Annotated in this window: 23 protein-coding genes and 2 pseudogenes; 10 read left to right on the top strand and 15 right to left on the bottom strand. The window is 69.8% G+C overall.

The window, feature by feature from the left end:
- Nucleotides 1-23: 23 nt before the first annotated feature.
- From PV419_RS30930 to PV419_RS30905, 6 genes are all read right to left on the bottom strand, one after another.
- Nucleotides 24-1,439, bottom strand: a complete 1,416-nt coding sequence (locus tag PV419_RS30930) for an alpha/beta hydrolase (RefSeq protein ID WP_319694584.1) — start codon at nucleotides 1,437-1,439, stop codon at nucleotides 24-26.
- An 824-nt stretch (nucleotides 1,440-2,263) separates the two neighbouring features.
- A complete protein-coding gene (locus tag PV419_RS30925; protein ID WP_319694583.1) occupies nucleotides 2,264-2,887 on the bottom strand; it encodes a TetR/AcrR family transcriptional regulator in 624 nt (207 codons plus the stop codon).
- 98 nt (nucleotides 2,888-2,985) lie between these two features.
- Nucleotides 2,986-4,011 (bottom strand): alcohol dehydrogenase catalytic domain-containing protein, encoded by a 1,026-nt coding sequence (locus tag PV419_RS30920; protein ID WP_319694581.1) that lies wholly within the window; start codon nucleotides 4,009-4,011, stop codon nucleotides 2,986-2,988.
- Between the two features lie 92 nt (nucleotides 4,012-4,103).
- Complete coding sequence (locus PV419_RS30915; protein WP_319694580.1) at nucleotides 4,104-5,465, bottom strand: glycine cleavage T C-terminal barrel domain-containing protein; 1,362 nt, start codon at nucleotides 5,463-5,465, stop codon at nucleotides 4,104-4,106.
- 200 nt (nucleotides 5,466-5,665) lie between these two features.
- On the bottom strand, nucleotides 5,666-5,953 hold the full coding sequence (locus PV419_RS30910) for a hypothetical protein (RefSeq protein ID WP_319694578.1): 288 nt from the start codon (nucleotides 5,951-5,953) through the stop codon (nucleotides 5,666-5,668).
- Nucleotides 5,950-6,834: a hypothetical protein gene (locus PV419_RS30905; protein WP_319673626.1), complete on the bottom strand. Its 885-nt coding sequence runs from the start codon at nucleotides 6,832-6,834 to the stop codon at nucleotides 5,950-5,952. Before PV419_RS30905 ends, PV419_RS30910 begins: the two co-directional genes overlap by 4 nt.
- Nucleotides 6,835-7,472: 638 nt before the next feature.
- Between PV419_RS30905 and PV419_RS30900 the strand changes: the two genes are divergently transcribed.
- A complete protein-coding gene (locus PV419_RS30900) occupies nucleotides 7,473-8,600 on the top strand; it encodes an FAD-dependent monooxygenase (RefSeq protein WP_319694576.1) in 1,128 nt (375 codons plus the stop codon).
- A 181-nt stretch (nucleotides 8,601-8,781) separates the two neighbouring features.
- On the opposite strand, the gene PV419_RS30895 is transcribed toward PV419_RS30900, so the two are convergent.
- The 6 genes from PV419_RS30895 to PV419_RS30870 all read right to left on the bottom strand — a co-directional run bounded on the left by PV419_RS30895 (nucleotide 8,782) and on the right by PV419_RS30870 (nucleotide 14,920).
- Nucleotides 8,782-9,753 carry a fumarylacetoacetate hydrolase family protein gene (locus PV419_RS30895; protein WP_319694574.1) on the bottom strand — a complete coding sequence of 324 codons (972 nt, stop codon included), beginning with the start codon at nucleotides 9,751-9,753 and terminating at the stop codon, nucleotides 8,782-8,784.
- Between the two features lie 103 nt (nucleotides 9,754-9,856).
- Nucleotides 9,857-10,843 carry a cyclase family protein gene (locus PV419_RS30890; RefSeq protein WP_319694572.1) on the bottom strand — a complete coding sequence of 329 codons (987 nt, stop codon included), beginning with the start codon at nucleotides 10,841-10,843 and terminating at the stop codon, nucleotides 9,857-9,859.
- Nucleotides 10,844-10,900: 57 nt separating this feature from the next.
- A complete protein-coding gene (locus PV419_RS30885; protein WP_319694570.1) occupies nucleotides 10,901-11,923 on the bottom strand; it encodes an amidohydrolase family protein in 1,023 nt (340 codons plus the stop codon).
- Entirely contained in the window at nucleotides 11,920-12,399 is a 480-nt protein-coding gene (locus PV419_RS30880) for a DoxX family protein (protein ID WP_319694568.1), read from the bottom strand. Before PV419_RS30880 ends, PV419_RS30885 begins: the two co-directional genes overlap by 4 nt.
- Nucleotides 12,400-12,538: 139 nt before the next feature.
- Nucleotides 12,539-13,429: a cytochrome P450 gene (locus PV419_RS30875; RefSeq protein WP_319694567.1), complete on the bottom strand. Its 891-nt coding sequence runs from the start codon at nucleotides 13,427-13,429 to the stop codon at nucleotides 12,539-12,541.
- Nucleotides 13,430-13,861: 432 nt separating this feature from the next.
- Entirely contained in the window at nucleotides 13,862-14,920 is a 1,059-nt protein-coding gene (locus PV419_RS30870) for a fumarylacetoacetate hydrolase family protein (protein WP_319694565.1), read from the bottom strand.
- Between the two features lie 415 nt (nucleotides 14,921-15,335).
- Between PV419_RS30870 and PV419_RS30865 the strand changes: the two genes are divergently transcribed.
- Nucleotides 15,336-16,220, top strand: coding sequence for a LysR family transcriptional regulator (locus tag PV419_RS30865; RefSeq protein ID WP_319694854.1), 885 nt, complete (start codon nucleotides 15,336-15,338; stop codon nucleotides 16,218-16,220).
- Nucleotides 16,221-16,365: 145 nt separating this feature from the next.
- Here PV419_RS30865 and PV419_RS30860 read toward each other — a convergent pair.
- Nucleotides 16,366-16,583 (bottom strand): annotated as a pseudogene (locus tag PV419_RS30860) (NAD(P)H-dependent oxidoreductase); the annotation flags it as partial.
- Nucleotides 16,584-17,221: 638 nt separating this feature from the next.
- Here PV419_RS30860 and PV419_RS30855 point away from each other — a divergent pair.
- From PV419_RS30855 to PV419_RS30835, 4 genes and pseudogenes are all read left to right on the top strand, one after another.
- Nucleotides 17,222-17,539 carry a helix-turn-helix domain-containing protein gene (locus PV419_RS30855; RefSeq protein WP_319694563.1) on the top strand — a complete coding sequence of 106 codons (318 nt, stop codon included), beginning with the start codon at nucleotides 17,222-17,224 and terminating at the stop codon, nucleotides 17,537-17,539.
- A complete protein-coding gene (locus PV419_RS30850) occupies nucleotides 17,540-17,845 on the top strand; it encodes a hypothetical protein (RefSeq protein ID WP_319694561.1) in 306 nt (101 codons plus the stop codon). It begins immediately after the preceding gene.
- A gap of 376 nt (nucleotides 17,846-18,221) precedes the next feature.
- Nucleotides 18,222-19,112, top strand: a complete 891-nt coding sequence (locus tag PV419_RS30845) for a crotonase/enoyl-CoA hydratase family protein (RefSeq protein ID WP_319694559.1) — start codon at nucleotides 18,222-18,224, stop codon at nucleotides 19,110-19,112.
- Between the two features lie 181 nt (nucleotides 19,113-19,293).
- Nucleotides 19,294-20,287, top strand: a pseudogene (locus PV419_RS30835) (alpha/beta hydrolase).
- Between the two features lie 643 nt (nucleotides 20,288-20,930).
- Here PV419_RS30835 and PV419_RS30830 read toward each other — a convergent pair.
- Together PV419_RS30830 and PV419_RS30825 are read right to left on the bottom strand one after the other, a co-directional pair.
- A complete protein-coding gene (locus PV419_RS30830; RefSeq protein ID WP_319694557.1) occupies nucleotides 20,931-21,086 on the bottom strand; it encodes a hypothetical protein in 156 nt (51 codons plus the stop codon).
- Between the two features lie 720 nt (nucleotides 21,087-21,806).
- Nucleotides 21,807-21,971, bottom strand: coding sequence for a hypothetical protein (locus PV419_RS30825; protein WP_319673149.1), 165 nt, complete (start codon nucleotides 21,969-21,971; stop codon nucleotides 21,807-21,809).
- Between the two features lie 299 nt (nucleotides 21,972-22,270).
- Between PV419_RS30825 and PV419_RS30820 the strand changes: the two genes are divergently transcribed.
- The 4 genes from PV419_RS30820 to folD all read left to right on the top strand — a co-directional run.
- The gene (locus PV419_RS30820) at nucleotides 22,271-23,647 is read left to right on the top strand and encodes an aminomethyl transferase family protein (protein ID WP_319694556.1); all 1,377 of its coding nucleotides are present in this window, start codon (nucleotides 22,271-22,273) and stop codon (nucleotides 23,645-23,647) included.
- 73 nt (nucleotides 23,648-23,720) lie between these two features.
- Nucleotides 23,721-24,551, top strand: coding sequence for a methylenetetrahydrofolate reductase (locus PV419_RS30815; RefSeq protein WP_319694555.1), 831 nt, complete (start codon nucleotides 23,721-23,723; stop codon nucleotides 24,549-24,551).
- Between the two features lie 62 nt (nucleotides 24,552-24,613).
- Nucleotides 24,614-25,558, top strand: coding sequence for a formyltetrahydrofolate deformylase (gene purU, locus PV419_RS30810; protein ID WP_319694554.1), 945 nt, complete (start codon nucleotides 24,614-24,616; stop codon nucleotides 25,556-25,558).
- Between the two features lie 21 nt (nucleotides 25,559-25,579).
- Nucleotides 25,580-26,447, top strand: an 868-nt coding sequence (gene folD / locus PV419_RS30805) for a bifunctional methylenetetrahydrofolate dehydrogenase/methenyltetrahydrofolate cyclohydrolase FolD (RefSeq protein ID WP_319694553.1), incomplete at its 3' end; no start/stop codon positions are given.

The raw sequence follows: 26,447 nt of genomic DNA, 5'->3' as shown, positions 1-26,447 counted from the left end.
CCGGAGGGCTGGGCGAGCGGATCTCAACGCGGGAGGATCGTCACCTCGACCCGGTTGAAGTGGGAGCTGTTACCCCTGGTGTGGAACGGCACGTCGTCAGGGCTGGGGCCCGTACTCGACGACTCGGCCCGCGGCGAGTACTGCTGGTGCGGGTTGCCGGTGCCCAGTACGAGGGGAATCGTCAAGCGCCCCTGGGCGTCGGCGGTGGCCGACCGCGCTGAAGCGCCCTCGTGGCCGCGGACGGTGACGCGATACCGCGTGCCCGGGCCAGCCAGTGAGGGCGTCCGTACCGTGGCCGAGCCGTTCCCGACCACCGTGAAGCGGCGCTTACGGGCCACCTCCAGTGCACTGAACTCGGTGACTTCCCGCCGCATTCGTACGGTCCAGTCGTAGGCGCTGTACTGCGGCCTGATCGACGAGAAGGTGAACGACCGGGGAGTGGCGCGGTGCCGCGCGTGGCGGGCGAAGTAGGCCTTCAGGTGCGGTATCCAGGCGCGGAGGTCGGCCTGCCAGTAGGGCCATGTGTGGCTGCCGGGTCCGTAGTCGTGCCACCGGTGCCGGATGCCGAGATCCAGCAGGCGCTCGTGGAAGGACACGTTCTCCTGCTGGATTCTTTGTTCCGTGGGGTCCACGGCCTCGCCGTCGTGCCGGGGCCGGCCGTCGCCCGTGTACAGGGACACGTCCGTGTGGGCCAGATTGGCCGCCAGGTCCCAGGGGTTGTCCCCGCGCCAGTGGACTTCCTGCGTCGCCCACGGGCCCCAGAGGGAAGGGTGGAGCTGCTCGATGATGGTGCGCATCTGGACGTTCTGGTGGTCGACGTCTCCGGAGAACGAGCCGACGGCACCGAAGAGGTCGGGGTGCCGGGCGGCGTACGAGACGGCCCCGAACCCGCCCATCGACAGTCCGGCGGCAGCCCGGGCCCCGCGCTCGGGGATCGTGCGGTAGTGCTCGTCCACCCAGGGGAGGAGCCTGTTGATGTGGAAAGTCTCCCACATCGGCCGGCCGCGGTGGCCGTTGTTCCACCAGTCGGCATACCACTCCGTGGAGCCGGCGTCCGGCATCACCACGATCGCGGGCAGGCCGGCCGTGATCTCCTCCGCGTCACCGTCCTTCGTCCAGCTCGAAGCGCTCTGCCCGCCACCGTGGTAGAGGTACAGGACGGGATAACGGCGCCCCTTCTGCGCGTCGTAGCCGCGGGGGAGCATTACGCGCACCTTGGTCGTGCCGTCGAGAGCGGACGAGGTGAAGGTCAGCTCGCTGAGCCGCGGCGAGAGTCGCTTCTTGTTCACCAGCGCGATGCCGGTTTCGGTGCGGGTTGCCGCGGCTGCCTCGGCTGTCCGGGCTGCCTCGGCTGTCTGGGCGGGAGGGTGACCGCATCCGAAGACCATCACCGCCCCCAGAGCGAGTGCCGCGGGAATCCTCACGCGCCTGCCGTTCAAGATGGTCCGTCTCCTTGTGGTCATGCTTCGCTTCTCTGTCCGTGCCGGGCTCGCGGCGCCCGGGGACACGGGACGGCGGCTGTCTCCGGGGTCGGCGTGCCGCCGTCCCGGTGCTCGGCGATGATCGGGGGCGCGGCGTCCGTGGATGTCGTAGCCGCGCGCTGCGACCGTCTCCGTGACCCGCCGCCGTCGATGCCGCCGCGGCATCTGGCGTCGTGCGCTCAAGCCGCTTCGAGACGGGTCGGCCGACCAGGCGCGAGCACGCTCATGGCTCGCCTGGTCGCCGACAAGGAGCCGGATCCCGGTCTCGCCGGTGCGCGGGCACACAGGTCGGCCGCGCCCGGAGGAGCCTCGGCGGCCTTCAGCGGGAGCGTCGCCGGGGTCTTCGATACGTGTCGGCAGGCTGCTCGTCGACGAAGGCATGTCCAATCCGATCGATGCCTTGGTCGCCTGCGCCTTCGGATGTGCCGTACCCGGGGGAAGTGTTCGCCGGCCTCCGCCACGCGGGGTGCGGTCGGGGTCGCGCGCCGACGAGGCCGGCGGAGAGCCGGGCGGCCGGTTCGGGGCCTTCGCCGCAGACCGGTACCGGACGAGGTCACATCGTGGACCGTGCTCGGGGCGGGCGTGGCGGCGTCGGCCAACGGCGCGGATGCAGCGGATGTCTCGGCCGGGGTGCGAGCCTCGGATGGCCGAGAGCGAGGCATGTGAGGTCTCCTTGACTGCGCGTGCGCGATCGGCGAACCGACCACCTCAATCTCGAAATTAGATTCGCGTTTCGAGATTGAGGTGGACGCTAGCACACGGTTTCAGTCGCATGGAAGTTCTCAGGCCTCGTCGTCGACCACCCCTGCGAGGAAGGCCTCGATGCCTGTCGACACGTCCACCGCGCCCGGGTTGTACAGCCACTGCATCTGAAGTCCGTCGATGGATGCGATGAGCAGGTTCGCGATGACCTCCGGCCTGGTGTCGACCTTCAGGCGTCCGCGACCGCGCAACTCGGCGAAGATCCGGGTCAGGTGCAGGCGCAGGCTGTCGTAGCGGGCCCGGTACAGCTCGTGAGCGGGATGCCCGTCGGCGGTGGCCTCGCTCGAGATGATGCTGTGCAGCTGGATCAGTCCGGGTCGGGCCTTGTTGGCGTGTACGACCCGCAGTTGAGTCTGCAGAACATCCAGGTCATCGGCTTCCCGGACGATCGCGGCCGTCTCCCGCTCGTGTGCGGCGAGAACCTCGACCAGCAGTTCCGCCTTGCTGCCGAAGTGGTGCAGCAGGCCGGTCTGGCTGATGCCGGCTCGCTCTGCGATGTCCTTCATGGTGGCGCCGTGGAAGCCTCCGGCGCCGAATGCCTCGACGCAGGCGTCGAGGATCTTCTGCCGCACCTCCGCGGTCTTCGCATAGGACCCCCGGGGGCCGCGGGCCCCGCCGCTCGCTGCCTTCGCCTGCTTTGTCACGGGTCGAGCATAGAGCGGTGCCTTGCCCCTGACTTAATTCATCAACGTGCTTCTGTTTTAGCGTGGCGAGGCGGCGAGGTCGCCGCCCGGACGACCTCCTAGTAGGTGACCACCGCGCGGAAGCGGACGGCGCCCTTGGCGACCTTGTCGACCACCGTGGCCACCTCCTCCTTCGGGAACGTCTCGACCATGGGGGTGACCTTTCCCGCGGCGGCGAGGTCGAGGGCCTCCCGGAGGTACTGCGGCCCGTTGTGGGTGGAACCGATCACCTGCATGCGAGTGCCGATGAACGGAAGGCCCCTGCCGGCGGGCGGGACGGTGAAGGGGGCGGTGGGGTCGATGCCCGACAGGACCAGTCGCCCGCCGGGCCGCAGGCCCGTCAGCGCCTCCGCCGCGGCCGGATACGACTTGCCGGTCGCCAAGATGACGTCGGCGCCGCCCGCTGCGCGCAGTTCGGCGCCGCTCGCCACGACCTCGTCCGCGCCCAGCCGCCGTACCACGTCGTGTTTGTCCGGCGAGTTCGTCATCGCGATCGTCTCGTGACCGCAGGCGTGCGCGAACTGCACCGCCAGATGGCCCACCGCGCCAATGCCGAGCACGGCGACCCGCTCGTGCGACTGAGGCTCCCCGGCGCGCAGGGCGGACCAGCCCGTGTAGCCCGCGCACAACATGGGCGCGGCCAACTCGAAGGGGAGTCCGTCGGGCAGGAGTACGGTCTCGTCGGCGCCCACGACCATGTACTCGGCGTGTCCGCCCTGCACGCTGAAACCGGTCGTGGTGGGCGCCGCGCACGCGAAGGCGGCCTGCCCGGTCATCGGCAGGCCCAGACGGCAGTAGTCGCACCGTCCGCAGGCGGCCCGTACCCAGTGGGTTCCCACCCGGTCACCGACACGCCGCGTGGTGACCCCCGGCCCGACCGCGACGACCTCGCCCGCCGGCTCGTGTCCGGTGATCGCAGGGTCGACCGAGGGGAACCGGATCGCCCCGGTCGTGGCCAGGACGTCGTTGACGCATACGCCGGAGGCGCGCACCCGCATCAGCACCTCGCCGGGCCCCGGCTGTGGAGTAGGCACCTCGCGCAGTTCCCACCTGCCGTTGACCTCGGGTATCACGGCTGCCTTCACGAAGTTCACCTTTCTTGTGCGACGGATGAAAGGAGGGCGCGGACGTCGTCGACCACCGACGGCGCAGGAGGTACGCGCGCGTCACGACAGGGTCACAGCGTGCTGATGTCGGTGCGACGGCGGTCCTCCTTCATGGGCAAGGAGGTGACGGTGGCGCGGAGCTCGCGCTGGACGGTGCCGGGGTTCCCCCACAGCACCGTCACCTCGGTGCCCGGTGTCGCCAGGTCGCGATCGATGACGCAGAGGGAGATGGTGCGGCGCAGGTGCGTGCTGTACGTGCGGGAGGTCGAGACGCCTACCGGGTGTCCGTTGACCAGCACCTGGTCGAGGCTGGCGCCGATCTTGCGCGGCATCTCCATGGGATCGGGCAACGGGCCGTCGCCGAACTGGGAGGCGAACAGGGCGATCACGTCCTCGTTGTTCCAGTGCAGGCCTGCCAGGTGGCGCGCCGGGCCGCCTTCGGCCGCCTCCGCGGCCAGCGCGTCGCGTCCGATGAAGTCGTGGGAGGTGAGGGCTCCGCGACGGCCCCAGCCGAGCTCACCGGGGCGGCGGAAGTACTCCGTCACGTCGGTTGGGATGAAACTGCCGTCCGGCATCCCGCGGGGAAAGAGCTTGGGCGCCCCCGGCGTGATGATCGACGAAGGCAGGTAGTCGATGCCGACGGTCGCGATGCCCGACTCGATGTGGGCCACGAGTTGGGAGCGCATCCCCAGTTGGCGGATGCCGTGCTCGGCCCCGGCCTCGACGACCGCCGTCCAGACCGCGTTGGCGTCGTCGGCGGACCCGTGCAGTTCGTACCCCAGCTCCCCGGAGATCCCCGAGCGCAGAATCCGCACGGGGATGCCGCTGATACTGGTCATGCGGCTCCGGTTGAAGCCGATGTCGCGCAGGCTCTCGCCGGTCGCGGCCTCGAGTGCGAACAGCGACGTCGGCCCCTGGATCTCGAAGATGAACATGTCGGGACTGATCACCTCGCTCTTGGCGTCCCAGCCGCCCTGGTCGATCTGCCAGGCGGTCCAGTCGACGCCGCCGCCGCTGTAGACGAACTCCTCCTCGGCCACCCGGTACAGCAGGCCCTCGGAGGCGATGTGGCCGCGTTCGTCCAGCTGGACGTGATGCTTGATCTGGCCGGGCTCGAAGCGTGACAGGTTGTTCATGCCGATGCGGGTGAGCGCGGTCAGGGCCTCGGTCCCGTGGACGCGGAGCTTGCCGATGGCCGACCAGTCGCCGATGTAGCACGACTGCACATGGGCCAGGCTCTCCTCGCCCCAGTTGGTGTACTCGTACGGGATGAAAACGGGCGTCCACCGGAAGAGCAGACCCTTGACGTTCGCCTCGTCCTGGGCGGCGGCCGCCGGGCTGAACACCGCCGGCCGCTCCACGTCGAAGGGACGGTCGGCCAGTTCCAGCAAAGCCTGGTAGCGGTCGCGCTGCCGGTCGATCAGATGCTCCATGGAATTCCTCCGGCGGTGATGGTGGTACGGCATTTCTGACCCGGAGTTGTTTCGCCGGGAAGCCGTCATTTCGCTGAGCGACATACTCACGAGAAAGCTGGACGGCGCGGCCTGTGCCGCTGCGTCGGCAGGCGACGACTGCTTGGCCGGGTTCGGCGGCCGAGGGGTCTTGCCGTCGATACACCGCACTGGTCGCGCGGTCACGTCGTCACGTCGCCGACTTCCAGACCCTTCAGCTGCTCCAGGTAGGACGCCATCCACTCCATGGAAAAGCCGCCGTTCAGCCGGAGGGCGAAGTTGTAGAGCAGGAAGGGGTGGACACCGAGCTGGAACAACTCGCGGATGTCGGTCCTGGCCAACGCCTCGCGCTCCTGGTCGGTCAGGTCGCGGTCGGCGAGGGCGGCCTCTGGGTCTTCCTTCAGCTGCTGCGCCAGGTCGCCGTCGGCGGCGACCTCCCACAGCACTCGGTTGGTGGCGTACCGGCTCATGGGGCCACCACCTCCGATGCGGGGGCGGACGCATGGTCACCCCAGGCCAGGAAACCGGTCGGCGGGGCGAAGGTGCTGGCTACCTTCTCGGCGTAGTCCGGGGTGACTCCGCCCACAGCGCCGAGCGCGAAGAGGAAGTCGAGGAATCCAGGGGTGCCGCTGCCGATCGCTGCCAGCGACTCGTAGGTGGTCTCCTTGATCAGCGACTCGGTGTCACCGGCGGTGATCTGCCCCCATACCCGTTTGTCCCACTCTGTCTCCGGCTCGGTCTGGAACCGTGCCATGGCCGGGTTGCCGATCGCGTTGGACAGGTGCCCGCTGGCGATGATCGCCACCCGCAGGTCGGCGGGGTGCGCCTCCACCATCTCGACGATGGCGGCGCCGAGGTCGTAGAAACGACGCCCGGTGGCCACCGGCGGAGCCATCACGTTGGTGAAGATCGGAACGACCGGTAGGTCCTGCTCGGGCCTGAGGAAGCTCAACGGGACGGTGAACCCGTGGTCGAGCAGGAAGTCATCGCTGTAGGAGAAGTCGATCCCGCGCTCGAAGCCACCGCGCAGCAGGTGCCGCGCGATGTCCCCTTCCAGGGCGGTGTCGTAGGACCCGATGCCGAACAGCTCCTGCTCGTGCGGGAACGGGCCACGCGCCCGGACCGCCTTGCCGATCAGGAAGGTCGGCATGTTGTCGTAGAACCACTGGTTGAAGTGGTCCCCGGAAACCACCACCAGCACGTCGGGCCGCGCGGCGGCGAGCCGTGCCCGCAGTTCCGCGAAATGGGCTATTGATCGCCGCAGCGGCTCGGGAGCCGCCGATCCGCCGGCGGCAACGCCGGGGAGCAGCGGGTCATGGGGAGTGCACAGCACTTGGACGACGCTGGCCATCGCTCACCTTTCAGCATGGAACCCTCCAGGCAGACCAGCCGTACAGAGGGGGCCTCCACATTCGGTGGTAACAGCGTGAGCGGTGCGACGTCGTTGTGGAATAGCGGAACCGGTATGCGCACTATCCGCGGAGCGTATGGTCCGACGACGTTCGTCATGTGAGAGGGTGCGCCGAAAGTTCGTGGCAGCTGAGGCCGCCCGGTGGAGCATGCCCACCAGCAGCTCGTCACCGAACCGGGGCGCAGCCCGGCCAGGGCATTGTTGGTGGCCGACTGGATGAGCCCGACGACCTCGCCGGCCCGTGTGACGCACCGTTCCCCGGAGCAGCGCCACCAGCACCGGAGGGGACACCAGATCCTTTGATGCCGGCCCGTGACGCGAGCTGCCCCGAAGGGCAGACACGGCGTGCGGCCGGGTATTCATCTGGTCCATGGCTGCGATATGAAACCACGTATTGGACGTGGCCCAGGCCACCCACAAGATGGTGCTGCACCACGGGAGTTCAGGGCATCCGCAGCGGAGCCGCCGGGCCTGGGCCTCCCGGTGCTCACCGACGCTCGTTGGCATTCGGCCCGGACGTCTCTCATCGCCCTGCACCGATCTCCTCAACCTGCCCTGACGCACTCGGGAGTCCTGCCATGACCAGCATCCAGAACGCGCTCATCGTCGGCGGGGGCATCGCCGGCCTGACCACCGCGACTGCCCTGTCCCGTACCGGAATCTCCTGCGACGTCGTCGACCTGGCAGACGGTCCGGCCGGGGCCGCCATCTCACTGCTCAACCGGGCCGTCGACGGTCTCGCCGAGAGTGGAGTCCTGGATCAGTGCCTGGACGAGGGGCTGGCGGTGTCCCCGCAGGACATCTTCGCCTACTTCGATGCGGCGGGGAAACCGGTGTCTACGCCGCCCATGCCTCCCGCACCGACGTCCGCTCTGCCGCACGGCATCCTCATCTACCGGCCGACCCTGGCGAACATCCTCCGGCGAGCCGCGGAGCAGGCCGGCGCGAGCGTCCGGAACGGCGTGGGTCTAGCCGGGCTGCGGCAGACGGAAGACTCCGTCACCGCCACCCTCACCGACGGCTCGGAGCGGTCGTACGACCTGGTCATCGGCGCGGACGGCATCCGGTCGAAGACGCGTTCGCTCATCCTGGGGGACCAGGTGACCCCGACCTACTCCGGCCTCACGATGTTCCGATGGGTCGCCGACGGGGTGCCGGACGTCGGCCCGATCGGGCACTACGAGTCGGAGTACCTCTGCGTGACCCGGCGGCAGCGGGACGGCGGCCTCTACCTCGCAACCGGCCGCGAGTTCCCGGAGCGCCCGCGCATCGATGCGGCACAGGCCCGCCAGATCGTCCGGGAGAACCTCCGCGCTTTCACCGCGCCGCTGATGCGCGCGCTGGAGGAGCGGCTCACGGACGACACGAAGATCATCGTCAACGACTACGACTGGCTGCTCGTGTCCGAGCCCTGGTACCGGGGCCGGGTCCTGCTGATCGGCGACGCCGCGCACGCCACCACCGCCCACCTCGGTGCCGGAGGGGGGATGGCGATCGAGGACGGCGTGGTCCTCGGTCAGGAATGCGCGGCCGGCGGCCCGCTCGAGGACGTGTTCAAGCGCTTCATGACGCGGCGCTTCGAGCGGGCTCGCCTGGTCGTGCAGACCAGCGTCGAACTGGACCGCATGCAGCAGCGGGGAGAGCCGATCGCCGCCCAGAACAAGGTGCGGGGGCGGGCGATGGAGGCTCTCTCCAGCCCCTACTAAGCCCCGTGCCCGGCACATGCGGACCGACGACCACGGGAGCCGGCGAGCATGACGACGCACGACCACCGGACCGGGCGCCGCCCCTGACGGACGGCGCCCGGCGGTGCGCTCATCGACGCGCGCCTTCGCGCTCACCGGACTTCGACCCCCGGCGAAGCACCACGCTCACGTCACCGCCCGCTCACGACAGCCGCTTCCTTGGCCGTGGCCGTGGCCGTGGCCGGGCGGCGCGGACCGGCGGCAGCTGGAGGCTGGGGACGACCCGGTTGCGGATGGTACCGATGCCCTCGACGGTCATCTCCACGACGTCGCCGGGCCGCAGCGGCGGCGGATCCGGGCGGCCACGGAGGCCCCACAGCTCGGCCAGGCAACCGCCGTTCCCGCAGGTGCCCGAGCCGAGGACGTCCCCGGCGCGGACCTCGCTGCCGCGGGATGCGTAGGAGACCAGCTCCTCGAACGGCCAGCCCATGTTGGACAGCAGGTCATGCCCAATCTCGGTGCCGTTTACGGAGACCCGCATCTCGAGGGACAGGAAGCCCTCGTCGTCCCGGTACGGCTCCAGTTCGTCGGCGGTGACCAGCCACGGGCCCAGGGTGCCGGCGAAGTCCTTGCCCTTGGCCGGGCCCAGGCCGACCTTCATCTCCCGGCGCTGCAGGTCGCGCGCAGACCAGTCGTTGAGCACCGTGTAGCCGAAGACGGCATCACGGGCCTGCTCCGGACTCAGCGACGCGCCGCCCCTGCCGACGACTGCGGCGACCTCGAGCTCGAAGTCGAGCTGCTGTGAGCCGGGCGGGACGGCGACGTCGTCATGGGCACCGACGAGCGCGTAGGGGTTGGTGAAGTAGAAGGTGGGTGCCTCGTACCACTCCGGCATCACTCCGCCGTCGGTCATGCTCCGTACCACCCCCTCCACGTGCTCCTCGAACGCCACGAAGTCCCGCACGGTGGGCGGGGCGAGCGGCGGCAGCAGCCGGACGCCGTCCACCGGCACGGCCCGCGTCTCCAGCGCCGTGCCGCCGGTCTCCAGCGCGGCAGGCAGCCCCGCACGTACGAGGTCGAGCACCGTCGTCCCCTCCGGGAGGGCGTGCAGCCCTGCCTCGGAGACGACACCCGAAAACGTTCTGCCCTGGGACTCCCAGGTCGCGAACTTCATCGACCCGGACCGGCGAGGTGGAGGGGCGGCGGAGTGAGCGTGTTCGACGGACGTCGGTCGACGATGACGTCGTGCACCACGGGCACGGTGGGCTCCTTACCCGTCATTTGACGGCGAGGGGGTTGACCGGTGCGCCGACGGCGCCGGTCACGGGTAGGGGGGCGGCCACGAGAAGGAACTCGTAGACGCCGTCTGCGGCGCAGTCGGCGGCCAGGGTGTCGAGGTCCCACAACTCCCCGATGAACAGGCCGATGTGCGGGATGGCGATCTGATGCAGCGGCTGGAAGGCGGCATCGAACTCGTTGGGGCGAACCTCGAAGCCCCAGGTGTCGGTGGCGATTCCGGCGATCTCGGAGGAGTGCAGCCAGTCGGCCGTGGCGAACGACAGACCGGGGGCGGGACCGCCCGCGTAGTCGCCCCAGCCGTCGCCCGCGGCGATGCCACGCCGGGCCCGGGTGAGCTGGCCGGTGCGGACCAGCAGCAGGTCGCCGCGGCCGACCCGGGCGGTCTCACCTTGCGCGGCGATGGTCGCCTCGAGGTGTTCGGCGGTGATGGCGAAGCCGTCCGGCAGTTCGCCCTCGGCTCCGATCGCCCTGCCGACGTCGAGCAGCACGCCCCGGCCGGCGATCCTGTCGGCCACGGTCTCGATGCCGGTGAGCCTGTCTCCCTCGCTGGTCACCACCTGTGAGGCGCGGCGTCCGTTGTAGGCCGTGCCATGGTCGAAGATGTGGCCGAGGCCGTCCCACTGGGTGGAGGCCTGCAGCGGCATGAACACCACGTCGTCCGCGCCGCCGAGCCCGTGCGGGAACTCCGCCGGGCCGAATTCTGCGTCCAGGCCGGAAGAGAGCATGGTGTGCACCGGATTGGTGCGCCGCCGCCACCCCTTCTGCGGACCTTCCGCGTCGAAGCGCTGGGCCAGCGAGAAGCTCACGCCGCGGCGGGCCAGCCGCGCGCCCTGTGCCCGTTTGGCCTCGTCGAGGAAGTTCAGCGTGCCGAGGACGTCATCGGCGCCCCAGCGGCCCCAGTTGGAGACGCGCTTGGCCGCGGCCGCGATGGCCCCTTCGGGATCGGAGCGGTCGAACGTGGTCACAGGTCTTCCTCCGTGGAGTTCCGATCAAGGATCGGCAGCAAGGTCATGGGGGCTTCGTCATGAGTGCGCGGTTCCCACCGTCGGGATCGGACCCAGGAGGCGGGCGGCGTTGCCACCGCGGATGGCGTCAGTCGTGGCCTGGTCGAAGCCGGCCGCCTCCAGGCGGTCGACCGGGTCGACCACGCCCATGTCGAAGGGGTAGTCGCTGCCGAGGGTCACCTGACTCGCGCCCATCGAGCCGACCAGGTGCCGCAGCTGCTCAGTGGTGTAGACCAGCGAGTCGACGAAGGTGCGGCGCAGCAGCGCGGACGGCGGCTCGACGGTGGTGTGCGCGTCGGCGCGGGCCGCCCAGGCGTGGTCGGCGCGGACCATGTAACTGGCCAGGTAGCCACCGCCGTGCGCGGACCAGATCTTCAGCCGCGGGTGCCGCTCGAGCAGTCCGGAGAACACGATCCGGGACAGTGCGAGAGCGGTTTCGGTCGGGTTGCCCACGCTGTTGAACAGGTAGTAGGCATTCAGCCGCTCGCCGAGGGTGCAGCCCCAGGGGTGGATGAGCACGGCGGCGCCCAGTTCCTCGGCGGCGGCCCAGAAGTCGGCCAGCGACGGGTCGTCGAGTTCCTGGCCCGGGCCGGCGGAGGTCGAGATCTGCACCCCCCGCATACCGAGGTCGCGGACCGCTGTCACCAGCTGCCCGACCGCCAGGTCGGGGTGCTGCAGCGCTACGGCTCCGATCGGAAGCAGCCGAGTCGGTTCCTTCGCGCACAACGCGGCGATGCCCTCGTTGCCCATCGCGATGATGCGGGTGGCCAGCTCCCGGTCGGCCCACGCATGGGGCAGCGGTACTGCGCTGACCGCCTGCACCTGCACACGCGCGGCGTCCATCGCGGCCAGCCGCAGCTCGAGGTCGACCAGCTTCGGCCCGAGCTCGGCGATCTGCTTCAGGTTCACCGCCAGGGACGCCCGGCCGAGGGTAGCCGCGTCGATCTCCCGCTGCTGTGCCAGGCCCGGCTGCCCCTCGATCAGCGCGTCGACGGCCGGTACGCCCGCATGGGCGTGCACATCGACGGTGGGCACGCTCACGGCGCCACCACCTCATCCGTCCGAGCCGGCTGGGAGCGCTGATCCCAGCCGTTGTCCCAGCCGATCAACCTGTCCAGGGACACGGGCCCGGGGCGAGCGAGCAGCACGAGGATGAAGCCCGCCATGATGAGGAGTGGAACCTGCGCGCCGATGCTCTCCGCCGTGTTCTCCGGCGCGAGCCCGAACTGCACCTCCCACGAGAGGGCGAGCGCCATGTGCACGATCGCCGGGATCGCGACGATCCGCGACAGCAGGCCGAGGACGAACATGCCGCCTCCGACCACTTGCAGCAGGATCGCCGCCCGGCCGATGAGGCCGGGGAACGGCAAGCCGAAAGCCTGGCGGGCGAGTTGGCCGAACTCTGCGGGAGAGTAGTGGAAGCCGTGCGCGATCAGGGTGACCCCGGCGGCCACGCGTACGACGAGTGGTGCCAGAGGTCTGAGGCGCTGGACAGGTGGCAGGGAAACGATCGCCATGTCTGTTTCTCTTCCCGTGGGGTGACGAGTGGATGAGCGTTGGGAAAGCCGCGCTCGTGGATCGGCGACCGGATCAAGCGGTCGCTCGCGAGCCGCGGCCGCCCACGGGCCGCACAAGAAAGGCGGGTCGGACGAGGGGTCAGTTGTCGTGGTCGGCCGCGCTCCGGAGACGGACCGGCGCCCTCTCGAAGCCCCCGCCCAGCAGGCCCACGTCGTTCTGGGGCTCACCGTCGGGCTCGGTGGACGTCGTCCTGGCCAGGATCTCCTCCAACATGACCCTCATCTCCAAGCGGGCCAGCGGGGCACCGACGCACTTGTGGACGCCGTGGCCGAAGCCGAGGTGGCGGTTCTGGCTCCGGTCGAGGACGAACTCGTCGGGGTTGTCGAAGGCCTCGGGGTCGCGGTTGGCGGCGGCGAAGTTGAGCCCGACGGGGCAGCCCCGCGGGATGGTGCGGCCGTGCAGTTCGACGTCGGGGGCGGCCATCCGGCCGAGTTCGTGGAGGGGCAGGGCGAGGCTGATCATCTCCTCCACTGCCGTCGGTATGAGGTCGGGCCGCGACCGTAGCGTCTCCTGCAGCCCGGGGACGGTGGCCACCCGGTGGATCGCCGACCCGAGTGTCTCCGCAGTCGTGAAGTGCCCGGCGGCGATCGTCGCTATGGCGATTTTGATGACCTGGTCGTCGGTGAGTTTGGTGCCGTTGATCTCGGTGGCCAGGGTGCCGCTGATCATGTCGTCGTCGGGAGCGAGCGGTGCGGCCCGTCGCTGCGCGACGACGACACCGGCGTACTGGGCGGAGACGCCGAACATGACGTCGTTGAATTTCTCGACGTCGTATTCCGTGTCCAGCACGGTCTGCCAGTGGTCGAGCAGCTCCCGCGCGGCCTCTTCGGGAAGGTTGAGCAGCGCCGCCAAGGCCTGGGCCGAGACATGCCTGCAGAGCGTGGGATTCACGTCGGCCTCCCCGGCGGCGAGGAGCGTCTCGATGTGCTCGACGGCGTAGCGCCGGATGAGCGGCTCGAGCGCGGCCATGCGGTCCGGCCTGAAGTAGCAGTTGAGCATGCGCCGGAACAGGCCGTGCTCGGCGAGTGCAAGGTGATGGGGATCTGGTCGCCGAGCGGCATCCCGATGAACGGGGTGGTCGAGGGGTCGCTGCGGAAGCGTGCTGTGTCCAGGGCGGCGGCGCTGACGTCCGTGTACCGGGTCTGGGTCGCGTGCGTTTCGGAGGTGTCGCTGAAGGCGACCGGGCACTCGCGGCGCAGACGGGTGTACTCGGCGTACCGCTCGGGTGAGCGGATCCCACCACCGAGGGAACGGCCCCCTAGGTCCTCCTCCGGGTACCAGTCCGGTTCGACATGTGTCTCGGCGGTGGACGACATGGTGCACCTCGCTCTCCGGTGGATCAGAAATCGCTTGGGTGGGGCCGACCAGGCTGGCCGACCGAGCTCAGTCGGTCGGCCGAGCTCAGTCGGTCGGGAAGCGGCCGAAGTGGGGCTTGCGGCCCTGCAGGACCTCGGCGACGCAGCGATTGCGCTGCCGTCCGAGGTAGGTGATCTCACTGTCGATGACGTCTCCGTCGTGCAGGAAGCGACCGTGGTGCTTGCCGTTCCCGGGCGGAGAGCCCATGAAGATGATGTCCCCGGGCGTCAGCCGGACGTGCTCGGAGGCGTACGCCACGAACTGCGCCGGGTCGAAGATCATGTCGCCGGTCGGCCAGTCCTGCATGACCTGGCCGTTGACCTTCAATGTGGTCCGGATGGTGTCGTCGAGCGTGAAGAACTGTGCGGGCACGACGAACGGCCCCGCCGGCTTGAACGCAGGCTGGTGCTTGCCCATCCAGTCGAAGCCCCAAGGGATGTCGGTGCGGCGGAACTGGTCGACTGTGCCTAGGTCGTTGACGATCGTGTAGCCGGCGATCAGCCCTGTCGCCTCGTCCGGGGTGAGGAACCGACCGGTGCCGCCGACGACGACCCCGAGTTCGAGCTCCCAGTCGGGCTCGTCGCCCAGGGCTGGCAGCACAACGTCGTCGGTCGCCCCCACGAGCGAGGAGTGCATCCCGACCCAGGCGAAGGGAATCCCCTCTCGCGACCGGCGCTCCATGAACGCGAGATTGCGCTGGAAGAACTCCTCGTCGGTCTCGCCCGCTCGGCGGTTGTGCTGGTTGAAGGCGTTCTTCGTCAGCATCTGCGCCGAATGAGTCTTGTAGTTGGCGCCGGCGCCCAGGAGGTTGGGATGGCTGAGCGGCGGTAGCGCACGCAGCTCCGCCAACGGCCGCGTCGGTCGGGAGGAGTCGGTCCACACCTCCTCGAGGAACTGGAGGTTCGTCGTCCAGTCGGCGAAGACCTCGTGCAGGTCGTGGAACCGGTCGGACAGGTCGGTGACCATGCCGTCGGCGGTCACGAGGGCCGGGAAGGCATGCGTCTTGCCGGCGAAGGTACCGAGCGCGAAGGTTCCCGCGCGCAGTCCGGTCGCCGGGTCGACCGGGTGTTCCGGAGCGCGCGTGACAGGGGTGGTCTCAGTCATGGGTCACGTTTCCGTTTCGGTGACGCTGGGTCGTGCGGGACGCACGACACCTGGACGGCGGAAAGTCATGGATCACCTTTCGCCATTGGTCTGTCCGACCGTTCCGGCGGACGGCAAGGAGCCCGGAGGACGGGCCGGCCGGAGGATGATCTGATTGTGAACCGGGCCACGAGGCCTGGGATATGCTCAGCCTTGTATGTGACCCATCGACGGAACGGATGCTCAGCATCGACCGGCCGGTGCGGGTCGTTCGGCGAAGGCATCGGAGCCGCACTGCTGTGCTGGTGGGCTCGCCGAACCGCGCCTGAAACAGAAGCCGGGGGAGGACACCGCGGTGACGTACAACTCGACTCCAAGCCCGACGGCAGGTGGACGCACCCCAGAGCCGTCAGGCCGGATACTGCGCAACCAGGACGTGGCGACCCTGCCCGTGCTGCGTGCCCTGCTGGTCGAGCGCAACGTCACCCGGGCCGGCGAGTCCCTCGGCCTGAGCCAGCCCGCCACCAGCGCGGTGCTGGCCCGCCTTCGTCGCCGGTTCGGCGACCAGCTGCTGATCCGGGTGGGCCGGGACTACGAGCTCACGCCGCTGGCCGCCAGCCTGCTGTCACGGATCGAGTCGGCCACCGAAGCGCTGGAGCGCGTGTTCGGCGACGACTTCGACCCCGCGACGACCAACCGGCAGTTCTCCCTCGCGCTCTCCGACTACACCGTCGCCATCCTGTTCGAGGAACTCAACCGGATTCTGGCCGAGGAGGCCCCCGGCGCCGGACTCGACCTTCGCCCCCTCACCACCAGCTCCCACCTCGACGCCGACGCCCTGATCCGGCACACCGACGGGGTGGTCCTGCCGCACGAGCTGGTGCAGGGCTATCCCGGCCGGCTCCTGCTGCGCGACCGCTGGGTGTGCGTCGTGGCCGACAGCAACACCGTGATCAGCAGCGAGCCGACCCTGGCCGAACTCGCCCTCCTGCCGTGGGTGAGCCAGTTCACCCACTCCGACCCGGCCAGCTTCCCGGCGCTGCGCCACCTGCGGTCGAACGGCATTGAGCCGCACGTGGAGGTGGTGACCGACAGCTTCCTCTCGGTCCCGTTCCTGCTCGCCGGCAGCAACCGCGTCGCCTTCCTTCAGGAGAGACTCGCGCGACGCCTGGCACCCGTGGCGCCCGTGCGGATCCTGCCGAGCCCGGTGGACATCGGACCTCTCAACCTGTCGCTGCGATGGCACCCGACCATGAGCGACGATCCCGGCCACCGATGGTTCCGTGATGCGCTGGGGCGTGCGGCGGAACGTGTCGCCTAGCGAATTCCGGTATCCGACGCATCCGAACGGCGAGCGCGTTGCCGCAGCCGGTGGTGTGCGTCACGTGGGTTCGTCGCCGAGTGTCGCCGCCGCGGGGCCCTGAGGTATGGCCGAGTGTGCACGGCACTTCGGAAGACTCTGTCGAAGTGGCCTCGAGAAGCAGCGCGTGGTTGCCCTCCATGGGCCGTGTGGGGTGCCCCGCGCCGTGCCGCAGGTCGTCGAAGTCGGGGAGCGGATGCTCGGCGAGCGAGATCCACTGCTGCTCGACGTCGGCGGAAGTTGGGCGGCGGCCTGGCGCGCGAGCAACCCGGTGTTCCCGTTGTTGCGGTGACTGCCGAGAACGAAAAGGGAACGACGGGACAATGGGAGGGAACTCCTTGGTCAGCGCGTGGACGACTGCTGTGGGTGAGCAGTCCCGCCGCGTGGTGTCGTGGTCTGCGCGTCCCGGCGTGCCGATCGGGTCGGCGTCTCGGGACACGGTTCACGCCGCGGCGGACGAGGCGCGCCGCTGCTCAGAAGGAGTGCGGCGGCCAGAGGTTGAACACGATCGGCAGCCGCCTCACCTGGATCGGTGTGGCACGACATCCACTGTGCGGCACGTGCTCGATCCAACGAGCAGACGTTTTTGGGACGACTCCGTCAGGTGCCAGCGCCGTTGGTACGTCTGGCAATAGCAGGCAGAGCCGTCCGGCCGCAGACGGCTCTTGGGGCTTGGGCGTACGGCATTGAACAGGCCCTTTATGCCCCTGCCAGCCGGTGGCGACGCGGGCAACGCCTTCCGGACGCCCCCTCGACGTCGCCGAGTGCGTGTACCGCGACGAAGTGACGGTACGGGCAACGTCCGGTCGGCAGGGCTGCTTGTCGTCGGGACGGGCGGCCAGCGCCTCCGCGATCTGACGGCCGGTTCGACCAGGCGTCCCAGAACGATCATGGTCGCCGAGCAGAACCATTGGGGCGGTCACTGCTTCACAGTCAGTGCTGACTGTGAAGGAGTGGAGCCCATGGGCAAGCGGGATCAACAGCGTGATAGGACGCTGGCCCGGATCGTGGACGCCGCTGTGGACTCGCTGATCGAGGTGGGCGTCACGGCGACGACGACCCTGGAGGTGCAGCGACGGGCCGGTGTCAGCAGGGGTGCGCTGCTGCATCACTTCCCCACCCATGAGGACTTGTTCGGGGCCGCGATCGGTTTGCTCGTCACCCGGAACGAGCGGGCGGTACGCGAGGAACTGGCCGTGGCTCGGCCGGACGGTGACCCGGTGTCACGTTCGTTGTGCGTGCTACGAACCGTCATGTGCGGGCCCTCGTTCGGTGCGTAGATGGAGTTGTGGGCGGTGGCGCGCACCAACCCGCGACTGCGGGAGGTGCTGCGCCGTGCCGAAGGGGCGGCCCGTCGGGACCTGTACCGGGTGGTCGACGAGGTGATGGGCCCCGAACTCACCGCTTCGGCGGCATACCCGGCAGTCGCCGAGCTGACCGTGCAGTTGCTGCGCGGCATGGCAATCTCCGACGTGCTCTACCGGGAGGACGCGGACCGCGATGCGCTGCTGGAACGGTGGGGCCGGATCGTGCGGCCGTTGCTCACCGGGTCCTCAGGCTCTGGCGGTCCGGAGGGAGCAGGATGAAAGAAGGCCGACTCCCGCGACAGGTCACGGACTTCGACGTCGTAAGCCGCCCTGCGACGGGCATCGACCGCGTCCGAGGAGCTGAGCGCTCGCCGTCTCCTCCTGGCCTTCTGGGTCTCGGCTCGCGGCCCTCAACCGGCGGTGCACTGGCAAGACGTCAACGACTACCCCGGCGGCCTGCCGGCCTTCGTCGCCCGCGCCGACCGCCTGGCCGCCGCGTATGGCGAGCGCTTCGCTCCCGAAGACGCCGCTGCGCGAGAGAGCCGAGCACGGCGAGACGTTCTGACCGACCGACCACTGCACTCCACCCTTCCCGGAGCGCTCGGCCCACCTCGCCACCGCGGCGCCGGGCCGGCCGACACAGTACGGAGCTCATATGACCGACGATCAACACTCGACTGTCCTGTACGAGGTGAGGGACCGCAAGGCGTACCTCACTCTCAACCGTCCCGACCGGCTCAACGCGATCGACTTCCGGATGCCCGGTGACATCGCGGCCGCCGTCCGGCGCGCCAACGACGACCCCGGCGTGCACGTCATCGTGCTGCAGGGGGCGGGCCGGGCTTTCTGCTCCGGATACGACCTGAAGATTTCCGCCGAGGACGGCCACGGCACCCAGGGCGCCACCGGCGGCGACCGGGTGTGGGATCCCATCAAGGACTTCGCCTGGATGAAGGGCTTCACCGACGACTTCTTCACCCTGTGGCGGTCGCTGAAGCCCACCATCGCCAAGGTGCACGGCCATGCCGTCGCCGGCGGCAGCGACATCGCCCTGTCCTGCGATCTGGTCGTCATGGCCGAGGACGCGCGGATCGGCTACATGCCCGCGCGGGTGTGGGGCTGCCCGACCACAGCGATGTGGGTGTATCGGCTGGGCGCCGAGCGCGCCAAGCGGATGCTGCTGACCGGCGACACCATCGACGGCCGGACCGCCGCCGACTGGGGCCTGGTACTGGATGCCGCTCCGCCGCGGGAACTGGACGCGCGAGTGGAGGAACTGGCCGACCGGATCGCAGGGGTGCCCGTCAACCAGCTCGCCATGCAGAAACTGATGATCAACCAGGCGTACGACAACATGGGCCTGCACGGCACCCAGATCCTGGCCACCCTCTTCGACGGCATCACCCGGCACTCGACGGAGGGGCGCTGGTTCCAACAGTTCGCCGCCACCCACGGCTTCCACGAGGCGGTCAAGTGGCGCGACTCGGGCCGCTGGATCCCCGACGGCGGCGGCCCGGTTCCCACCGCGCAGGACCTGGAGGAGTGACGATGCAAGAACCGCTGACCCGCTCGTACCTGCCTGCGGACGCCTCCCGGCCCGTCCTTGACCTCACCATCGGGGACGTGCTCCGCAACGCCGCGTCGACCGCACCGGACCGCCTGGCGCGGAATGCTGCCTGCCGTCACGAAGATCGCGCGAGCAAGACGTTTCCGAGGAGCAGAGCACCATGTCCTACGCCTTCGATCCCGCGCTGGCCCCCTGGGTCCCGATGATCACCGATCTGCCGTTTTCCGACATCGCCGCCGCCCGTGCGGCAGAGAAGGCGATGACGGCGGACCTTCCCATGTACGAGCCGGACCGGCCGGTCGACGTCCGTGCCGCTGTTGTCCCGGGGCCCGAGGGCGCAGCGCAGGTCCCGGTCCGGATCTACACCCCGGTCGGCGCCGAAGCGGTGGGCAGCGGGCTGCCCGGCCTGGTGTACCTGCACGGCGGCGGCTATGTGCACGGCAGTCCGGACTTCTGCCACTCCGACCTGCTGCGGATCGCCGACCAGGTCGGCGCGGTGGTGGTCTCGGTGGACTACCGGCTCGCCCGAGCATCCCTTCCCGGCCGGACTGGAGGACTCCTACGCCGCACTGGTCTGGACGGCCGGGCACGCGGCGGAGCTGGACATCGACCCGGCCCGGCTGGCCATCGGCGGCGACAGCGCGGGCGGTGGGCTCGCCACGGCCTTGGCCCTGATGGCCCGGGACCGCGGAGGCCCGGCGCTCTGCTTCCAGTACCTGGGAGTGCCGATGCTGGACGACCGAATGGAGACAGCGTCGATGCGGGTCTTCACCGACACCCCTGTGTGGAACCGCCCCATCGCCGAGATCTGCTGGAGCCACTACCTGGGCGGCGAGGGCCGCCGCGGAGGCCCCGAGGTCCCCGAGTATGCGGCCCCGGCCCGTGTCGCGGACCTCTCGGGGTTGCCGCCGGCGTTCGTCTACGTCTGCGAGTTCGATCCCCTGCGGGACGAAGGGATGAGCTACGCGCAGCGGTTGGTACAGGCGGGGGTCACCACCGAGCTCCACCTCTACCCGGGGACGTTCCACGGCTCCGCAGGGCTCCCCTGGCGCGGCAATCAGCCAGGCGATGCTCGCAGGCGTGCTGGACGGCCTCCAGCGAGGACTGCGCGTGCGCTCGGCGGCGCAGCAGCACTTTTCACGGTGGCAGAGTGAGTCTGGAAACGCGCCGACGGGCCCGGTGACCACCTGCTTTCCCGACGGCTTGACGCCACACTTCGACAGGCGGGGCACCGGCGGGCGTGCCAGACGGAGGCGCCCGCCCCGCGTGCACCAGCGGTACGGCGAGCCGGGCAGAGCGGCCCACGTCGAACACGAGGAACCGGGGGTGGCACGCTCGCGTCGGTGGCCTGCGCGGCCACGGCCCGGTGGCGCGACGTGTGAACCTCGGGCGGCGCCGTCGACTTCGCGCAGCGCCGATTGGCGGGCAGCGGAGCTGGAGGGCCGCGTCGTGCTGACGCAGCATCAGGCCGCCGTGAACAACTCCGGCTCCCTCCCGCCCGGGCGGGAATCCCGGCGTGGCCGGTTCAGCGCCACCAGGTGTTCGCGATCCTGGAGGCGCCGCGCCGCCATCGTCATCAACCGGCGGAATCGGGTGCATCCCGCGCAGGGGCGCGTAGGGGAGCGGGGCGTGCCCACTGTAGGTGGTGACGAGGGGCCAGGTCGGCGGACGGCAACTCGTTGTCCACGCTGTCGTCGGACTCCGCCGCCACGCAGACTCAGCGGACCTGGACCAAGGGCTCGCTGGGACAGCCGCGGACGGCCTCCCGCGGCAGGGTGATCGCGTCGTCGCGCCGGATCAGGGCCTTGACATCGACCACGTCCACAGCCGGACCAGCAGAGTGGCGGCGAACGACGTGAGCTCGTAGGCGCGGTCGACGCGGGCGAGCAGGTCCTCACCGAAGCGCCGCCGCAACCGGGTCGGCGCCGCACTCGTCGCGGGTCGGCGCCTCACGGCGCACGTGGACCGAGGCTTGGAGCTGGTCCGCTGGCTGGGGTCCGGTAGGCGGCTCAGTAGGAGGACGTCGGTGGCTCGCCATCCGTCCTGTGGATTGGTGGCATACCAGTTCGACCATTCCGCATCGGTGCGGCTGTTGTCACTATCAACGACGTCGGCGGGACGAGCAGGCACCGAAAGCCCGGCGCGTCGCCGGCGGCCCCACCCCACCTCCTGCCGCCCGGCCGAGAGTCGGAAGGCAGCCCGCCCCAGGAGAAGACGACGATGGTGGTATCCGAAGGGACCCCTGTGCCTCCCGCGCAGGTCGCCGCTGACGCGAGCGGGTCACAACGGCCGCGCAGCCGGCCCGCCGGGACGGCCGCTGGGACCTGGACCGCCTGGCAACCTTCGGTCCACCCGCGGAGGGAATCCTGTACCGGACTTGGGGCGACAGCTACGACGTCAACACCGTCCGGGCCGCCCCGACGGCCGCCTGTGCCGAGCACGGGATGCGGCTCCTCGGTGTTCCCGACCAGCCCGGCGAACCGGCGCGGACCGCCGTCAGCCGCCTGGGTGAGAAGCGCGTCGCGGCGGAGGCAGTCGTGGCTGTGCAGGTCGACGCCACGGGACCAGCCCAGTTCCCCAGGGGGGCGGAGCAGGTCGCCGATGCCGCCGATGGGGATGAAACTGCCGCTCGGCTTCGTCGCCGGAAACAGCATTCACGTCGCTGTTCGCCGCTCAGTTCGGCGACGGACCGGTGCCTGAAACCATTACATGCCGCGCCGAGCCGTTCGGGCCATTCGTCGTGCCGGCGCCCTTGGCCGACCGCGACGCCGTGCGGATCGTCCTACAGGTCAACGGCGAGGTGATGCAGGACTGGCCGCCGACGAGATGGTCCTTCACGGGCGCGGCTCCAGGACCTCGTCCTTGAGGATCTCCGGCCGGGAAACGGTGCCCACCATGGCGGCCGCTTCTTCTCTGCCGTCGACGTCGCCGGCAGCTCCATCATCGGCCCCGGCCGTCAGCGCAACCGCTGCGTGAACGAGGACCTCCGCGGCCGGTGACCAGTGAACGGAGTCGCCCCGAGCATGCCAGGCCCGGGCGGTGCCCTCTCCGCGCGCTCCAGCGCGACGCACTGCCCGGCATCTCGTCGCAGCGACCCCGGGCGCCCCGCCGACCACCACCCACCCAGGAGGCACCCCGTGACCGACCAACCGCACGTCGAGACCCTGCAGCAGCGCATTGACCGCAGCGGGGGCCCGCTGGCGATGCTGCGGACCAATCCCGCCACGCACTACCCGTTCACCTACGCCCAGGAGTACACGAGCTGGCACAACGAGCAGTGGGCCTGGAAGAACGCTTGTGTCCTGTTCGACCAGTCCCACCACATGACCGAGGTGCACATCACTGGGCCCGACGTGAAGCGCTTGATCGGCGACACCGGCGTCAACAGCCCGGCAACCCTTGGCCGCGACCGCGCCAAGCAGTTCGTCGCCGTCGGGCCGGACGGCCGCTACATCGGCGACTGCATCCTGTTCGGCCTCGAGGAGGACCACCTGAGCTTGGTCGGTGTCCCCCAGGCGGCCAACTGGGTGCAGTTCCAAGCTCAACAGGTCGACTACGACGTCGAGTTCAGCGTGGACCCGGCGTCGGTCTACAACCCGCTGGGCCGCCGACAGCACTACCGATACCAGCTCAACGGCCCTCGCACCCAGGAGATCCTGGAACGCGCCGTCGGCGGCCCGATCGACCGCATTCCGTTCTTCCGCATGGGCTCCTTCGAGATCGCGGGGACCCCGGTTCGCGCCCTGAACCACACGATGGCGGGCGTGCCGGGCGAGGAGTACACCGGCCTGGAGCTCTTCGGCCCGGTGGAGCACGGCCCCCGCGTCCTGGAGACGCTGTTGTACGCCGGCGCGCAGAGCGGCCTGCGCCAGGGCGGGGCCGTGTCCTACCTGTCCTCGACGGTCGAGTCCGGGTGGATCCCCGCCGTCCCGTCCGCCGTCTACAGCTCCCCGGAGACGGCCGCCTACCGGCAGCACCTGCCCGGTTTCGGGATGGAGGGCGTGATCACCATCGAGGGCAGTTACGTCTCGGACGACATCCAGGACTACTACTTCTACCCCTGGGAGCTGGGCTACGGCTCCATCGTCAAGCTCGACCACGACTTCATCGGCCGCACAGCCCTCGAGCAGGCGGCCCAGGGACCCAAGCGCCTCAAGCGCTGGCTGGAGTGGGACACCGACGACGTCATGGAGGTGGTCCGGGCCGGCTTCTTCGGAGACGGTCCCCGACCCAAGCTGCTCAGCCTGCCCAACCTGAACCCCGCCACGATCTACCTGGACAGCGTGATGCAGGGCGATCGCCTCGTGGGCCTGTCCACGTGGGGTGGCTACACCGTCAACGTCGGGCGCGTGGTGACCATCGCCATCCTCGACGAGTCCTTGACCGACGGCGACCGCGTCGAGGTCCTGTGGGGCGAGCCCGACGGCGGAGCCGGCCGGCCGCTCAGCGAACCCCACCACGTGCAGACCACCATCCGGGCCACGGTACGGACCCGGCCGCCGGCTCAGCACTGATGTGCCGGACCACTCGACCCCCCCATCCGAGAGGCCGACCGTGAACCGACTCCACTCCCAGCACGACGTGATCGTGCGCGCTGACCTTGTCCGGGCCGTGAGGGGTCTCGGCTACGAGGTCATCCCGTTCGCCAAGACCGAGCAGGCCGTCCGCGACCACGTCCCGACCGACGTTCCGCTCACCGTGACCGCCTCACCGGCCAAGGGACAGGACGCGACCATCGACCTGGCGGTCGCGCTCGCGGGCCACGGTTATGCCGTGTCACCGCACCTGTCGGCCCAGCAAGTGAGGGACCACCAGCACCTGGCCGGTCTCGTCGACAGGTGCCGCGACGCCGGTATCACCGGCGTGTTCGTGGTCGGAGGCGACCGTACCGCCACGACGACGGCGTTCGCCGACGCTCTGGCGCTGCTACGGGCGGTGCACGAACTGGACCACGGCTTCACCGACATTGGGATCGGCGGTCATCCCGAGGGCCATCCGGACGTATCGGAGCAGGTGCTGATGCAGGCGTTGGCGGACAAGGCGCCGCTCGCCACACACATCACGACGCAAATCGTCTTCGATCCCCGAGCCATCCTGGCGTGGATCCACCGGGTCCGCGCCTACGACGTCAACCTGCCGGTCCACATCGGCCTCCCCGGTGCCGTCCACCGGCAGAAGCTGTTGCGCGTCGCAGGCGGACTGGGCCTCGGGGAGTCGGCGAAGTTCCTGAAGAAGCAGCAGACCCTGCTCCGGCGCTTCTTCCTCCCCGGCGGCTATCGGCCGGACGCCTTGCTCTCGGGGCTCGCGCCCCATCTCGGGGAGGCCGACGACGCCGTCGCCGGGTTCCACGTCTTCACCTTCAACGATCTCGCGCCGACCGAGGCGTGGCGCCGGCGTCTTCTCTCGGACCTGACATGACCGACGCCGCGACCAGCACTGTGCCGGCGCGTACTCACCCTGCCCATCAAACCGGAGTCGCCATGTCCGCACCCACCACGTCCGCACGAACCGCGTCCGCGCCCACCACGTCCCAAGGGAGCACTTCGCGTGAGGGCGGGATCCCTGAGGACCGAGCCGACCACGGGCGTCTGCTGATCCAGTGCCCCGACCGGCCGGGCGTGGTCTCGGCAGTGAGCACGTTCCTGGCCGAGGCCGGTGCGAACATCACGAGCCTGGACCAGTTCTCGACGACTGCCGTCGGCGGCACCTTTTTCCAGCGCACCGGGTTCCACCTGCCCGGCCTGTCCGCAGCCCGGGACGAATTGGACCGTGCGTTCGAAACCGGCGTCGCTCAGCGCTGGGGCATGACTCACCGCCTCACCGAGGCCGCCCGGCCCAAACGTGTGGCCATCATGGTGTCCAAGACCGACCACTGCGTGCTCGACCTGCTCTGGCGTCACCGTCGCGGCCAACTGGACATGAACGTGGTCATGGTCGTGTCCAACCACCCCGACCTCGCCGACGAGGTCCGGCCCTTCGGGGTGCCTTACATCCACGTCCCCGCCACCCGGGACAACCGCGCCGAGGCGGAGAGCCGCATCCTCGACCTGCTGCGCGGCAACGTCGACCTCGTCGTGCTGGCGCGGTACATGCAGATCATCACGCCCTCCTTCCTCGAAGCGGTCGGCTGTCCGCTGATCAACATCCACCACAGCTTCCTGCCCGCCTTCATCGGGGCCGGCCCGTACCAGAAGGCCAAGGACCGCGGCGTGAAGCTGGTCGGTGCGACCGCTCACTACGTCACCGCCGATCTGGACGAGGGCCCGATCATCGACCAGGACGTCGTCCGGGTCGACCACCGGCACACCACCGCCGACCTCGTACGCCTCGGCGCCGATGTCGAGCGCGCCGTTCTCTCGCGCGCCGTGCGCGCGCACCTGGAGGACCGGCTCGCCGTCCACGGCAACTCCACCATCGTCTTCTGAATCGTCTTCCAAGGGATTCTCGTGACCGCGCAGCTCATCGACGGCACCGCCGTTGCCCGGCAGGTCCGTTCCGACGTCGCCTCCGGCGTCGCCGCACTCGTGGACGCTGGGGGGAACGCGCCCGGCCTGGCCACCGTCCTCATAGGCGACGACCCGGCGAGCGAGGTGTACGTCCGGAACAAGCGCCGCGCCTGCACCGCGGCCGGCATGACCGACCTGCACCGGCATCTTCCAGCCGAGACAACTCAGGATGACGCTGCCGCGCTCATCGACGAACTAGCGGCCGACCCGGCGGTCTCAGGGATCCTCCTGCAGCTGCCGACACCGGCCCACCTGGACGCCGCCGCCCTGCTCGCGCGCATCCCGGCGCACAAGGACGTCGACGGCCTGACCACCGTGAACGCCGGATTGCTCGCCCAGGGCAGCCCCGGCCTGCGACCCTGCACTCCCTCTGGGGTGATGGCCCTGCTCGACGCCCACCGGATTCCTCTCGAGGGGGCCGAAGCCGTCGTCGTCGGCCGCAGCACCTTGGTCGGGAAGCCGATGGGCCAGCTGCTGCTGGAGAGGAACGCGACCGTCACGATCTGCCACTCACGCACCCGCGACCTGGCCGCCGTGTGCCGCCGCGCCGACGTCCTGGTCGTGGCGGCCGGCATCCCGGGTCTCATCGGCATCGACGCGGTCAAGCCCGGCGCCACCGTGATCGACGTCGGCATCCACCGCTCCCCGGCGGGTCTGTGCGGGGACGTGGACACCGACGCCGTCGTCGGCACCGCGGCCTTCGTCACTTCCGTCCCCGGCGGCGTGGGCCCGATGACCATCGCCATGCTCCTGGCCAACACACTCATTGCCGCGCGAGCACAGCAGGCGGATCGGTGTGGCCATCCTG

The organism is Streptomyces sp. ME19-01-6, from assembly GCF_033793745.1.
In the GTDB taxonomy this organism is placed as follows: domain Bacteria; phylum Actinomycetota; class Actinomycetes; order Streptomycetales; family Streptomycetaceae; genus Streptomyces.
This window is presented reverse-complemented; position numbering and strand designations above follow the sequence as displayed.